Origin of the sequence: Streptomyces kaniharaensis (genome assembly GCF_009569385.1) — a bacterium.
In the GTDB taxonomy this organism is placed as follows: domain Bacteria; phylum Actinomycetota; class Actinomycetes; order Streptomycetales; family Streptomycetaceae; genus Kitasatospora; species Kitasatospora kaniharaensis.
In genome coordinates, this window is the sequence record NZ_WBOF01000009.1 from 1 (window position 1) to 11,869 (window position 11,869).

Genomic DNA, 11,869 nt, shown 5'->3' on the forward strand with positions numbered 1-11,869 from the left:
CGCCATTCTGAGCGCTTTTCGTCGGCTTTTTCATGGCCTTTCAAGCCTTCAAATCCAAGCCCTTGCCGCTTCGCGACAAGGTGATTTCAAAGCAAAACTCAACCCCATTTATCGGCGATTATCGAATTTCTCGAACGGCCCTTTTTGCCCATGATGCACCGTGTAATTCCAGGACTTCCGACCGGTCCCCGTTGACGATGTGACGCGGATTTCGGGTAGCAGCGTGTATCACTTCTCGGGCGTCAGGAAACCCTGCCGCAGACCCCATACGGACCCCACATTGCCCCTGATATTGTCCCGGAAATGGGCATGAAAATGCCCCCTCGAATGAGGGGGCATTCCCGAAATTGCCGGTGAATTACTCTCCGGCGCGGGCCCGCTTCCTTTCTTCGACGCCTTCAAAATAGGTCCGAATTTCGCTTGCGAGGAACGTTTCCTTGCCCTTGGCGTCCTTCTGGCCCTTGGGGAACGCCTCCTTGTGGCGGGTCTTGTGCTGGCGGATGTTGGCCTCGCTGATGGGGATTTCCAGGGCCTTGAAGCGGCGCGCGATCTCCGCGATGGACAGGCGCTCCTCCTCGGGCTCTGCGGGCGCCTGGGGGGCGTCCTGGGCCTCGTGCTGCGGGTCGGCCGGCGCCTGGGCGGCGACGCCCTGGCGGTCAAGGATGCGGGTCACCGCGTCGCGCAGTTCGGGGCCGAGGTCCCAGCCCGCCAGGGCGTCATGGGGGGCGTCAGGACGGGCGTCACGGGGGCTGTCAGGCCGTGCGTCATCCTTCGCCATGTCATGGCCCTGAGCTGGGATTTTGTCCAGCAGAACCCGGGGGGTGGGGTTCACCGCAGGGTCATGTGACGTGCCCTTGAGCAGGGCCGGGACCTCCTGCTCACTGACTGCCGGCTCCGTGCCGTAGAGGTAGGACTCCTCCCACGCCCAGGGGCGCCGACGACGGGCCTCCTGGGCCCACGCCATGAACCGGGCCGGGGACTCCTCGGGCGGGTTGCAGCTGGGCACCTGGACCCACACGCGTTCGCCGTTGACGTTGACCAGGATGCGCCCGGCCTGGTCATTTCCGGCAATGTCCATCATGCGCCCACCGATAATGCGCTCCCACTGCTTGTCCTTGTACTTCCCCATGATGATCTCGGGGAAAAGGACGGAAATACCCTGGTTGCCGGTCTTGTCGTCGCGCAGATCCTGGAATACCCCGAGGACGTGCCCGTTGACGCTCCGGGCGGTACGGAGGGTGGAGGCGAGTTCCGCCCAGAACGGGTCACCGACTCGGGCACCCTTGGGCTTATTCCGGTCCCACCACGACTTCGACAAGTCGGAGAATTCTCCGGCCTCTTCCAGGACGAATACCATGCCGGGGAACTTCACGTTCGGGTCACGGAGCTGGACGTATTGACGCGCCTCGGCAATTTCCTTGAACCAGCCGAACATCTTGCGCATGTCGCGGACACCGGCGGACGACGGATCGTTGCGGAGGTAGAAGCCGGGCAGCCCGCTGTAGCAGGCGATCGAATTACGCTTCGGGTCGATGCCGAAGACCGTCCAACCCTGGTACACCAATTGCGCGATGATGAACTGGATCAGGTTGGACTTACCGCCTCCGGTGCCAATTGAGAGCACCCAGTGCGCGGTATCCCCGCCGAGTACCTTCTTCACGATGTCGCCGAAGGCGTCCATGCCGATGACGACCTCTCCGGGCGCGCATCCGAAAATGGCCTCCTGGATGCGCGGGTCGTAGAAGTCGAGGAAATCCGGGCACGCGGGCTTGGGGGGCGCCGGGGGTCGGTGGGTCCACTCGACCCAGTGGTCGCCGTCCTGCTGCCCGGCCTTGATGCTCCACTTCGCCACCCAGTCCCCGGGCAGCTTGAGGTTGATCAGGGTGGTCAGGTCCGTGCGGTCCAGCTCCCCGCCGACGAAGTGCAGCGGGAGCACCAGGCGCACGATGGATTCGCGGTCGGAGAGGTCGGCCGGGATGGTCAGCCAGTCCTCCATCAGGTCGGCCTCCTCGTCCAGGCCGAGGCGGTCGCGCAGGATCGGCCACAAGGCCGGCCCGTACGTCGCCTCGTCGCCGACCAGCTCCCGCGCCGCCCGCCGGGCGGTCCACACCGCGCGGTGGCCACCGGCCATGAGGCGCCACTCGCTCACCCAGTCGCCGGGCAGGCGGGTGTTCACGATCTCGTCCAGGCCCTGGCGCTCCCTGGGGCTGCCGAGGAAGTGCTCCGGGAGCGCAAGGATCACCTGGGCGCCCTCGTCCTCCAGGCGGTCCGGGATGGTCAGCCACTCCTCCTTCTGCGCCTCCGGGGCCAGGTGCAGGGCGGCCTTGAGCATCGCCCACAGGGCCGGGCCGTACACCTTGTCGTCGGAGGGGCGGGGAGCGTGCCAGTGCCCCTGACCGTCCGGGCCGGTGGCCGCGCCGACCACGGCACCCAGGCCGACCACCAAAAGGCCGGCCTGGGTGCGGCCCGGGGCCACCTCGTACAGGGCCCACACGCCCGGGACGGCCGCGCGCACGGTCAGCACGGAGACGTACGCCCACCGGCCGTAGGAGGCCACGCCGCGCCACAGGGCGACGGGCAGCATCAGCACGCCGCGCACGCCCCGGGCCAGCCAGCGCCCGGCCACGGCCAGGTAGTAGGCCACGATCGTGCCGACGTCGGAGAGCTGCACCAGGAGGCGGGGCACCGGCAGGGTGGCCACCCAGTCCTGGAAGTCCGTGAGTCGGTCGGCCAGGACCTCGCGGAAGTCGGGGCCGGTCGCCGGGCCGGGCAGGGCGATGGCGCCCATCGCGGCCGGGGGCGCGGACAGCGGCTCCGGCTCGGGCAGCGCGTTGTTCCAGAACGACGCTCCGCCGGCCTTCTTCGCGGCGGCGGTCTTCGCGCTGATCGGGCGCCCGGTGAGGAACCGGCCGAGGCAAGCCGCGGTGGCTTTTCCGGCCTTGCCGATCGCCTCGTCGGTCGCCTTCTGCTGGGCGGTGCGCTTGGGCAGCTTCGGCATCTGGCTGATCAGCCAGCCGATCCCGCCGAGCGCCAGCAGCACGCCGAGCGGGGTCAGGTGGGTGACCTTGCCGATCCACTCGATGACGCTCCAGATCGCGCCCGCGATGGCGTTGCCGGTGCCGTTACCGGCGGGCGCTGGGGTGCCCGTAGCGGGGCCGGACGGGTGCGCGGAGGGCGACACCTGAGCGAGGCCGGATACGGCGCTGTGGACGCCTCTCGCGGCTGCCAGGATGGCCATGTGGTGCTCTCCTCTCCATTGCCTTGGGGAGCCTGCTGCCGGGCGGGGCGTCACCCCCGCCCGGCGTCCCCTCGTTGATCAGAGATCAGCAGGTGATCTGTCAGTGTGCGCGCCACCTGCGACAGATGGCCCACGGATTTCGGTTCTTCTCGGTCACCCGTTCAGCGGGTGCCGTGCTCCGCGTGCCACGGGCACGGGTCCTCCGGCGGGCACGGGCCGCAGCCCGGCGGGACGTTGTGCCAGTGCCAGTACTCCTGGCGGACGTAGGCCCGGGTCCCACCGGGGGCGTCCCACTCGATGCTGTCCGGGCCGATCGGACCCTGGACGTCCTCCGGGTGAAGCCGGTCGCGCTGCTGGAGCGCGTACGCCGCCGACTCGGCGAGTAGGCCGTCCAGCTCGGTCCGGCTCCGCCACCACCGCCGGTCGGCCAATGCCGCCTCCCGGAGGGCGATCTCCCGGCAGCCGTCCAGCTCCGGATCTTGGGAGAGCCGGGCCAGCACCTCCGCCTCCTGGTCCAGGTCGGGGGCGTCCGCGTAGGCCTCGGCCGCTGTGGGGGCGGTGAACGCCGGGTAGTGGTGCAGCGTTCGGCGCGGGGTCTCACTCATCAGGGGGTCTCTCCTTCGTGCGGGAGGGGCGGCCGGTGGGCCTCCCCTGGTGGGTGGTCGGTCAGGCCCGGTCGGCGGGGCCGATCCGGCGCAGGTCGGCGGGGCGGACGCGCGGCAGGGAACAGAACGCCTCGGCCAACCAGCCGATCAGCCCCCGGATCTCGACGTCCTCCGGCCCGACCCAGACGACCCGGCCCCGACCACCGGCGTACCGGCCCGAGGTCACCTCGACCTCGTCGCCTACCTGGATGCTGCTCATGTCGTGCTCCTCTCTGGTGGGGCGGGGCGGGCCCGGCCGGGCCCGCCCCGGGGTTGGTCAGAGGGCGGTGAGCCCGGCCTGACGGATCAGCGCCTCGATCTCCTGCGTGGTGACGGTCGGCCCGGACGCGTCCAGGAATCCGGCGGCGGTCATCTTGGCGTTGGCCTCCTCGGCCAGGACCTGGAGCGGGGCCGTGAAATCCGTCGCACGGGCCCGCCGCGCGGGGTCCAGGGCGACGACGGCGAGTGCGGTACGGAGCCGCTGGAAGGCCACGAGCGCTTCGCGGGTGGTGGTGTCCATGGGGATCTCCTCGGGGTGGTTAGCGGATGACGCTGACGATGTGGGTGGAGCTCATACGGCGGGTGCCCCTGTCGGTCACCACGTCGATCCGGCCAGCAGCGACGCCGGTCACGATGTGGTCAACGACCGCCCCGGTGTCCCGGAGGGTGTCGCCCGCCCGCAGGCCGATCGGGGTGGTCTTGATCACGGACTTGCGCATGGTGCTCTCCTTCGAGGTGGTTCGGGTAGTACGGGGCGGGCCCCCTCGGGCCCGCCCCTGATGGTCGATCAGAACCAGCGGTTCGCGCGGCGCTCGGCCTGGGCCTTCGCCTTCGCCTCCCGGGCGTCCTGCTTGGCCTTCTCGCGGGCGGCGTCCTCGGCCTCCTCGCGGGCCACCGCCTCCGCCTGGATCTCGTCGATCTTGGCGCCGATCTTGGCGCGGTCGCCCCCGGCGGCGGCCCGGCCGACCAGCCAGGCGAGCTTGGCCTTCTCGGCGGTGGTGTAGTAGCGCGGCTCGGCCATGGTCAGCTCCTCCCGGCGGCGAACCCGAAGCCGCCGGCCTTGGTGTTGGTGGGGGTGTTCCTCGTGCTGCGGATCTCCCGGGCGACCGTGTCCGGCCGCACCGGCTTCGTCGTCCTGGCGCTCACCCAGGCCGTCACCGCTTTTGGGTCGTCGCCGACCTCCGCCACGGCGAGGCGGACCAGGGAGGCCACGCTCGCGGCCTTCGGCGCCGGGGCTCCGGCGCTCACCGAGGCAACGAGGTTGGCCGGGAGCGGAAGCTGCTCGGTCTCCGGGCGGGGACCGCCGGACGGCTGCGTGGCGCTGACCTGGGCGGTAGCGGGCTGCGGGCGGATATCCGCCGGGTCTCCGCCGGAGAGAACAGCGGTCGGGCGGAGCGCGGAGACCGGCGTCCACACCGGCAGCTCCCAGGCGGGCGCCGCCGGGGCGCCCAGCCGCTCCAACACCGGCGCCTGGTCCTCCTGCCCGTTGACCTCCGCCAACTCCTGCCAGGCGCCGGAGAGGCGCTCGGCGGCCTTCGACTGGGCCTTCGCCACGGCCGCTCCGGCCCGGGACAGGGAGTCCATGCGGGTCCGCTCGCCGTGGGTCTGGGCGTTGAGCACCGCCCGGGAGATCGCCGCGTTGTCGCGGGAGTCCTGGAGGACCCGGCGGATCTCCGACTTGGCCTTCGGGCTGATCTCCGTCGACTCCCACACGCCGTGGAGCCACCAGAGCGATTTGGCGGCGAGCGGGAGCCAGGCGACCGCGAGCCACCCGGCGGTGTGAGGGCTGGTCAGCGCGTGGACGACCAGCATCCCGGTCGTCAGCGCCCCGAACATCCAGCCCAGCGCGGTGACCTTGGCGTTGTGGTCGCCCTGCCCCGCCAACCGGCGTTCGTAGGAGAGGGCGGCGAGCCAGGCGCCGTCGTAACCCAGGCCGATCACCAGCGCCAGGGCGAGCGGCATCACGCCGTTGAGCCACAGGGCCACCACGGCGACGGTCAGCACCGCCGAGACGACGGTCACCGCCAGAGCCGGAGCCGCGAGCCAGGCCCGGCCCGCCGTGCGTCGCAGAGAGGTGTTCATCGGGCACCGTCCTCGAACTCCACGGCCAGCACCAGCGCCTCGTTCCAGCGGTCGCAGTCGGCGAGCATCACGGCGGTGGAGGTGCAGCCGCAGGTACCGGCCCAGTGGGCGGCGGCGGCCTTCTCCTGGATGGCGAACAGCGCGCTCTCCTCGGCCCGCCGCAGCCAACCGGCCAGCAGCTCGAAGGAGCCGAGCAGCATGCCGACCGCCACCAGCTCGGCCACGACCAGCTCCGCCCAGAACGGCGCGTCGAAGTGGGCCATGAAGGCACCGGCCGCACCAGCGGCGGCGGCGGCGAACAGCGCGGCCACCAGGACGGCCAAGCGCTGCGGGGTGAGGGCCCGCCAGACGAGGCCGGCCTTCGGGGCCTTCGGCTGGGGGGCGGGCTTCTGGACGGGCGTGCCACCGGCGTAGCTCATCGGGCACCCCCGACGATCGCGGCGGCCTGGGCGAGCTGGGTGAAGGTCTGGGCCAGCTGGGCCTGGGCGGCCCCGAGGGCGACCAGCGCGGCCCGCCCCTCGTTGGTGTGCCCCATGCCGCTGGCGGCGTTGGACAGCGTCGCGTCGGCCCGCTCCGCGAGCTGGAGACCGCGCCGGAGCATCTGGGCGGCGAAGTCGCGGTCGTCGCTCATCGGGCACCGTCCTGGGGCCAGATGACGCTGATGCCGGAGCCGCGCTCCAGGACGACCGGCTCGGGGGCCGGGGCCGGGGTCGGCTCGGGCGCCGGGGACGGGTTCGGGGCGGGGGCGGGCACGGACGTGCCGGGCCCCTGGGTACGATCCATCACGGATCGCCCTCCTGTCGTCTCAGGGGGGTGGTCAAGGCCCTGAGCAGGTGTTTGCCGCACCGGCTCGGGGCCGCTCCCGTTTGGGAACGGCTCCACCATGACACGTTATTTCGCAGCGCACAAGTGTGTTGCGTAGCGAGTCATGACGGTATGATCCCCGCATGGACATTCCGGAGGTAGCACAAGCTGCCGCACTCGCAGAGGTAGCAAAGCTGGGTCACGACAGGGGCGAACTGCTACGGCAGGCGGACGAGTTGCTGACCCGCATCAAGCCCGCCGCCGTGAAGGCCGTACAGGCTGGCGCGGGGCGCAACCGCGTACGAGAGCTGGCGGGAGTCTCCACCACGCTCTGGTACGAGTGGCTGGACGAGGCGGGCATCCAGGTCCGCCCCAGGGCGGCGAAGAAGACCGCCACGAAGAAGGCCACTACCAGCCGGAAGCGGGAGACCTCGTGACCGACCGCCTGCCCCAGCCCGCCGACATGTCGCACGCGATGCTGATCGGCCTCTTGATGCACCTCGGCGGCAGCTTCGACATGCCCGCCGACGCCCTCTCGGTCGATGCCCTCGGCACGCCGGACGGCACGTTCCACGCCGTTGAGCTGGGGATCTTGGAGGATGGGCAGGTTCGCCTGTCCGTCGTTCCCCGGCCGCACGGAGAGGGTGCAGGACTCCAGTTCCGCAACGGGGAGTAACCTCAGCCCCACGAACGGCGATTGACCCCACACAAGACGAAACCCGCCCCCCGGACCCTCACTTGGTGCCGTAACCAGGAGAGGGGTCGTAATCCGGAAGGCGGGCCCTAGACGGTGTCGAGTGTAGGTGACCACGCGTCCCGACACACCATGGCACCGGGAGAGGGCGTACCTTGCCCACCCGAAAGAAGTCGGCCCCGATCCCCCGCCAGCAGGGCGAGGGCACCGTTTCCCAGCTCGACCGTGACGGCGTTCCGGCGGGCTGTATCCAGATCCCCGGCATGCGGCTGGGGTGGTTCTACCGCCTGAACGACCGGATGGTCCTGCACCAGCACCGGCCTGGGTCCCCGCTGCTGCACGTCGGGCAGGCGCCGAAGGTCACCTCCGTGATCGCGCACCTGACCGACGACGGCGAAGACATCCGCACTGAGTACCTGGTCGTCGGCCGCCGTCAGCGTCGCCCCCGGATCATCACGGAAGACGAACTCGACCGGGGCACCTGGGCGTCGAAGACCGGCAGCCGCCGGCCGACCGGCCCGGACGAGAAGCACGCGTTCGCCAAGGCCATGCGCATGCAGGCGGAGGACGCCCCCGAGGTCCCCGCCCGCACGTACTACACCGACGAGGGCGACCTCGTGCTTCCCGAGGCGGACGCCCAGCTCTACGGCTACGGCACCCTGTGCGGGTCCGAGAAGGCCGCCCGCGACGCGTGGGAGGAGACCGGCGCGTACGCGGTCGTGGACCCCAAGGCCGCGCTGGTGATGGGCGCGATGTTCTCCGGCCCGATGCTCGATTCCCTGGGCGTGCTGGCGCACATCCTGAACCTCCACGGGCCCGGCCAGCAGGGCAAGTCCACGATGATGTTCGTCTGCGCGGCCCTGTTCGGGAACATCAAGCCGCGCCGACAGCGGCTGCTGATGACGTGGAACGCCAGCAAGCAGGGCATCACCCAGGACCTGCGCGGGCGCGGCTACCTGCCGCTGTGCCTGGACGAGCACAGCAGCAGCGGGCGCACCCCGCAGCAGTCCAGCTCGGAGTTCTCCCAGATCTGCGCGGGCTGCCTGCGCTCGACCGGCACGGTCGACGGCGGCATCCGGGAGATGGACGGCTTCTGGCTGTCGATCCTGCTGTCCAGCTCCAACCTGCCGTTGAAGTTCGAGGGGCAGACCGAAGACCTGGCCTCGCGCCTGCTGGAGATCAAGGCGCCGTTCTTCCCGAACGCGTGGGTGGACCTGGACGGCAACGCGGTCGGCGCCGACCACAAGGGCGCCGAGCACGTCTCCAAGCGACTCAAGCGACTGGCCAGGGACCACGGCGGGTGGCCGCTGGAGTGGGCCCGCAAGGCTGGCGCCTTCACCGCCGAGAAGCTGAAGGAGGCCCGGCGGGCGCACCTGGAGCTGTGCGCCAAGTACATGCCGCGCAACGGCGGTATCCCCGACACGATCGCCGAGATTCACATGGCGTGGGTGGTCGGCGCTCACGTCCTGGGCGAGGCCATCGGCGTGCCGGGCCTGGGCGAGGCTGCCGAGCGCGCTGCCGCCGAGCGGCTGAAGGCGGCGATCGAGGCTGCGGCGGAGACGAACGTGCCGGAGGGCGAGCTGCTGTGGCGGGCGCTGGACGCGATGCGCCTGGACGTTGCGGCGTTCCCGGAGATGGAGGAGCTGCCCCGGGCCGCTGCTGGCGGGGTCAAGCCGCGCGGGTTCTACCGCGTCGACCGGCACGGCCAGCAGGAGTGGTGGGTGCTGGACCCGGTGGTGAAGGAGGCCGGGGACAAGGGTGGCGTCGTCAACCTCACCTCCGCGCTGCGGCAGCTCGATGAGGTGAAGGTGCACGTACGGGGCGAGGGCGCCAACGTGCTGCGGCGGGTGCCGAACTTCCTGCGGGACAAGCCCGTCACCCAGCGGATGCACTGCTTCAACCTCGGTCCGGCGCAGGAGCTGTTCGGCGGACCGCTCGACCTCGATGACGACGGCGACGACGGCCACGACGGCCAGGGCGACGGCGGCACGGACCACCAGGAGTCGGGCGAGGTGCCCGGCGGCGAGACGGCGTTCGTGCCGACGCAGGTCGAGCTGTCGCTGTCCGCGCCCGAGGCGGAGCCGGTGCCGACCGTGGCGGCCGGGCTGCCCGCGCTGGTTCGGGAGGTGACCGAACCTCGGTGGGACGAGCTGGTGGACGGGAAGTTCAGCGCGGCGAAGGTCGGCGTGCTGGCGGGCACCGGGCTGCACCTGCCCAACATGCGGCCGGTGCCGGTGCCCATGCCGGGCAGCGTGGAGGAGACCTACGCGCTCATGGCGGCGTACGACGTGTGCACCCTGTACGTCCACGCCAGCGCCATCGGGGCCATGGGGCTGCCCGCCTACGACATCACGGTGTACGGCGAACTCGTGGCACCGCACGAGCACCCGTGGGCCACCCCCGTGGCGGGCGGCGTGGTCGAGCGCGTCGAGCCCGCCGGCCTTTCGTTCTGGATGACCGCCATCCCCGGCGACGGCGAGCGGCGCCACATCTCCATCCCGGCCTACGACCCGTCCCGCCTGGAGGACTCCTTCGGCTCCGCCGTCGACGGCGCGCAGCTGCTCGAAGCGGTGATGCTGTTCCTGCTGTCCAGCCGGGGCAAGGGCAAGCGCCCCAAGGTGGAGCGGTACTACCGCAACGTCAACATGACCGCCATGGGCTACGCCGGGATGACCGCCGACCTGGCCCGGTGCGAGGCGATCCGGCTGGAGACCATCCCCCAGTTCACCGCCGGGCAGCGGCTCAAGCCGATCCTTCACCTCGGGTGGAACCGGCGCATGGAGCCGCCGGAGCGCGACATGAAGTGGCTGCACCGGTACGACAAGACCGCCGCGTGGCTGTCCGCCTGGTCGAACACGCCGCTCGGGGTCGGTGAGCCGACCCACTACCCGGACGGCGCGGAGTTCGACCCGAAGAAGGCCGGCCTTTGGCGCGTGGCGGAGGCGCCCGGGTTCGGGCTGCCCGGCCTGCCCACCTTCCAGCTCCGCACGGCCGAGGAAGGCGGCTGGTGGATCCGCTCCACCCCCGCGATGAACCTGCTTATGGAGGCGTACCCGGACTGGACGCCGGTCGTCCTGGAGGCCCTGGTCTGGAAGGACAGCCGCCGCGTGATGGAGACCGGCTACGAGCGCATCCGCCTCGGCCGGGAGTTCCTGCTGGCCGAGGCCGAGGCAGGGCGCGAGGCCGCGACCCTGGCCAAGCGCCTGAACGGCGCCCTGTACAAGTCGGGCCGGGGCTACCTGGAGCGCAACGAGCCCGAGCGCGACCACGTGACCGGCGAGATCTACGCCAGGAAGATCTACCGCCCCGACTGGGCCGCAGCCCTCCAGGACGCCGCCATTGCCAACACCTGGCGGGACCTGCGCGCGTTCTCCCAGGCCGGGCGCTTCCCGCTCACCCTGGAGACCGACGCCATCACGATGGTCTCCGACGAGGCCGATCCGGTGCTTGCCGCGCCCCCGGGCATGAAGCTGGGCAACCACCGGGGCGGCCTGTGGACCGTGGAGGGCAGCGCGCCCGTCTCCGCGCTGCTGCCCCTGATGGAGGACCCCCGCAAGGCCCGGACCGCCGGGGAAGCCCTGCGGATCCACATGAAGCGGCAGGGGGTCTGACATGGCGTTCGGCTGGATCAAGAAGGTCGGCTCCGCGATCGGCGGGGCCACCCGCAAGACCACCGGGGCCATCGGCGGTGCCGCGCGGCGCGTCACCGGCCGCGAGAAGCCGCCCACGACACCGCCCGAGGCTGCGGCACCGCCTGCCCCTCCCACTCCGCCTACCGGGCCGCCCTCGCCCCCGGCAGGGCCCCCGCAGCCCCCCTCCCCGGGTGAGGGCCCGGAAGGCGCCGGAGGTGAAGAGGCCGGCCTCACCGAGGAACAGCTCCGCGAGGCCGAGGAAGCCGCCGCCGAGGCTGAACGCGAAGAAGCGGCCAAGGAGATGGCGCGCAAGCGCGCGGCCCGCCCCGGCACGCTGTTCGTCGCCATCCTCGGCAAGTGGAAGATCAGCGAAACCAAGTGGACCGGCACCGCGCGCGGCCACCTCCAAGGCCAGCAGGTGCACGACTTCCTCGATGCCATGGACAAGGCCAACCAGGAAGCCGCGGTAATGGTCGTCGCCGAGGTCTACGCGGACGGGCGCGGCTTCGACGAACAGCTCAAGTACGACGAGAGCGAAATCTTCGCCATCGACTACGACCACAGCGCCCACGGCGACTACGACGCCAGCCAAGACCCCAGCATCGAGTAGGGGACCGACCAACCCAGGAGGGGCCCGCCACCGGCCGGTGGCGGGCCCCTCTGCGCGTTCTAGGACCACCAGTCGTCCGGGTCGTGCGGGTCGGAGAACAGGTGGGTGCAGCGGCCGCCGTCGGGCAGCTCGGTCCACTCCTGGCGGAGCATCCCGGCCAGCGAG

The 11,869-nt window shown here is 71.0% G+C and carries 14 protein-coding genes; 4 read left to right on the forward strand and 10 right to left on the reverse strand.

The features are described from left to right. Positions 1-358 precede the first annotated feature (358 nt). From F7Q99_RS38930 to F7Q99_RS38975, 10 genes are all read right to left on the reverse strand, one after another. Positions 359-3,238: a hypothetical protein gene (locus F7Q99_RS38930; protein ID WP_153471972.1), complete on the reverse strand. Its 2,880-nt coding sequence runs from the start codon at positions 3,236-3,238 to the stop codon at positions 359-361. 161 nt (positions 3,239-3,399) lie between these two features. Then, positions 3,400-3,843, reverse strand: a complete 444-nt coding sequence (locus F7Q99_RS38935) for a hypothetical protein (RefSeq protein ID WP_153471975.1) — start codon at positions 3,841-3,843, stop codon at positions 3,400-3,402. 61 nt (positions 3,844-3,904) lie between these two features. Continuing rightward, positions 3,905-4,102 carry a KOW motif-containing protein gene (locus tag F7Q99_RS38940; protein ID WP_153471978.1) on the reverse strand — a complete coding sequence of 66 codons (198 nt, stop codon included), beginning with the start codon at positions 4,100-4,102 and terminating at the stop codon, positions 3,905-3,907. Between the two features lie 57 nt (positions 4,103-4,159). Then, positions 4,160-4,402: a hypothetical protein gene (locus F7Q99_RS38945; RefSeq protein WP_153471981.1), complete on the reverse strand. Its 243-nt coding sequence runs from the start codon at positions 4,400-4,402 to the stop codon at positions 4,160-4,162. A gap of 19 nt (positions 4,403-4,421) precedes the next feature. After that, positions 4,422-4,601, reverse strand: a complete 180-nt coding sequence (locus F7Q99_RS38950) for a hypothetical protein (RefSeq protein ID WP_153471984.1) — start codon at positions 4,599-4,601, stop codon at positions 4,422-4,424. Positions 4,602-4,669: 68 nt separating this feature from the next. Continuing rightward, positions 4,670-4,903 (reverse strand): hypothetical protein, encoded by a 234-nt coding sequence (locus F7Q99_RS38955; protein ID WP_153471987.1) that lies wholly within the window; start codon positions 4,901-4,903, stop codon positions 4,670-4,672. 2 nt (positions 4,904-4,905) lie between these two features. Further along, complete coding sequence (locus F7Q99_RS38960; protein WP_153471990.1) at positions 4,906-5,964, reverse strand: protein spdB; 1,059 nt, start codon at positions 5,962-5,964, stop codon at positions 4,906-4,908. Beyond that, the gene (locus F7Q99_RS38965; RefSeq protein ID WP_153471993.1) at positions 5,961-6,383 is read right to left on the reverse strand and encodes a hypothetical protein; all 423 of its coding nucleotides are present in this window, start codon (positions 6,381-6,383) and stop codon (positions 5,961-5,963) included. The genes F7Q99_RS38960 and F7Q99_RS38965 overlap by 4 nt, the downstream gene beginning before the upstream one ends. Then, a complete protein-coding gene (locus tag F7Q99_RS38970) occupies positions 6,380-6,595 on the reverse strand; it encodes a hypothetical protein (protein ID WP_153471996.1) in 216 nt (71 codons plus the stop codon). The genes F7Q99_RS38965 and F7Q99_RS38970 overlap by 4 nt, the downstream gene beginning before the upstream one ends. Then, positions 6,592-6,747, reverse strand: a complete 156-nt coding sequence (locus F7Q99_RS38975) for a hypothetical protein (RefSeq protein WP_153472163.1) — start codon at positions 6,745-6,747, stop codon at positions 6,592-6,594. Before F7Q99_RS38975 ends, F7Q99_RS38970 begins: the two co-directional genes overlap by 4 nt. 164 nt (positions 6,748-6,911) lie before the next feature. On the opposite strand from F7Q99_RS38975, the gene F7Q99_RS38980 reads away from it, so the two are divergent. From F7Q99_RS38980 to F7Q99_RS38995, 4 genes are all read left to right on the forward strand, one after another. Then, positions 6,912-7,205 carry a hypothetical protein gene (locus F7Q99_RS38980; RefSeq protein ID WP_153471999.1) on the forward strand — a complete coding sequence of 98 codons (294 nt, stop codon included), beginning with the start codon at positions 6,912-6,914 and terminating at the stop codon, positions 7,203-7,205. Next, a complete protein-coding gene (locus tag F7Q99_RS38985; protein WP_326847577.1) occupies positions 7,202-7,444 on the forward strand; it encodes a pRL2-19 in 243 nt (80 codons plus the stop codon). Before F7Q99_RS38980 ends, F7Q99_RS38985 begins: the two co-directional genes overlap by 4 nt. Positions 7,445-7,617: 173 nt before the next feature. After that, complete coding sequence (locus tag F7Q99_RS38990; RefSeq protein WP_153472002.1) at positions 7,618-11,073, forward strand: DUF927 domain-containing protein; 3,456 nt, start codon at positions 7,618-7,620, stop codon at positions 11,071-11,073. A 1-nt stretch (position 11,074) separates the two neighbouring features. Further along, positions 11,075-11,704: a hypothetical protein gene (locus tag F7Q99_RS38995; protein WP_153472005.1), complete on the forward strand. Its 630-nt coding sequence runs from the start codon at positions 11,075-11,077 to the stop codon at positions 11,702-11,704. The last annotated feature ends 165 nt before the right edge of the window (positions 11,705-11,869 follow it).

What these genes read in the sequence shown, in the direction of transcription:
- F7Q99_RS38970 (WP_153471996.1), bottom strand. Translation starts at nt 6,595, where the DNA reads ATGAGCGACGACCGCGACTTCGCCGCCCAGATGCTCCGGCGCGGTCTC.
- F7Q99_RS38960 (WP_153471990.1), bottom strand. Translation starts at nt 5,964, where the DNA reads ATGAACACCTCTCTGCGACGCACGGCGGGCCGGGCCTGGCTCGCGGCT.
- F7Q99_RS38935 (WP_153471975.1), bottom strand. Translation starts at nt 3,843, where the DNA reads ATGAGTGAGACCCCGCGCCGAACGCTGCACCACTACCCGGCGTTCACC.
- F7Q99_RS38965 (WP_153471993.1), bottom strand. Translation starts at nt 6,383, where the DNA reads ATGAGCTACGCCGGTGGCACGCCCGTCCAGAAGCCCGCCCCCCAGCCG.
- F7Q99_RS38980 (WP_153471999.1), top strand. Translation starts at nt 6,912, where the DNA reads ATGGACATTCCGGAGGTAGCACAAGCTGCCGCACTCGCAGAGGTAGCA.
- F7Q99_RS38930 (WP_153471972.1), bottom strand. Translation starts at nt 3,238, where the DNA reads ATGGCCATCCTGGCAGCCGCGAGAGGCGTCCACAGCGCCGTATCCGGC.
- F7Q99_RS38975 (WP_153472163.1), bottom strand. Translation starts at nt 6,747, where the DNA reads ATGGATCGTACCCAGGGGCCCGGCACGTCCGTGCCCGCCCCCGCCCCG.
- F7Q99_RS38950 (WP_153471984.1), bottom strand. Translation starts at nt 4,601, where the DNA reads ATGCGCAAGTCCGTGATCAAGACCACCCCGATCGGCCTGCGGGCGGGC.
- F7Q99_RS38945 (WP_153471981.1), bottom strand. Translation starts at nt 4,402, where the DNA reads ATGGACACCACCACCCGCGAAGCGCTCGTGGCCTTCCAGCGGCTCCGT.
- F7Q99_RS38955 (WP_153471987.1), bottom strand. Translation starts at nt 4,903, where the DNA reads ATGGCCGAGCCGCGCTACTACACCACCGCCGAGAAGGCCAAGCTCGCC.
- F7Q99_RS38995 (WP_153472005.1), top strand. Translation starts at nt 11,075, where the DNA reads ATGGCGTTCGGCTGGATCAAGAAGGTCGGCTCCGCGATCGGCGGGGCC.
- F7Q99_RS38940 (WP_153471978.1), bottom strand. Translation starts at nt 4,102, where the DNA reads ATGAGCAGCATCCAGGTAGGCGACGAGGTCGAGGTGACCTCGGGCCGG.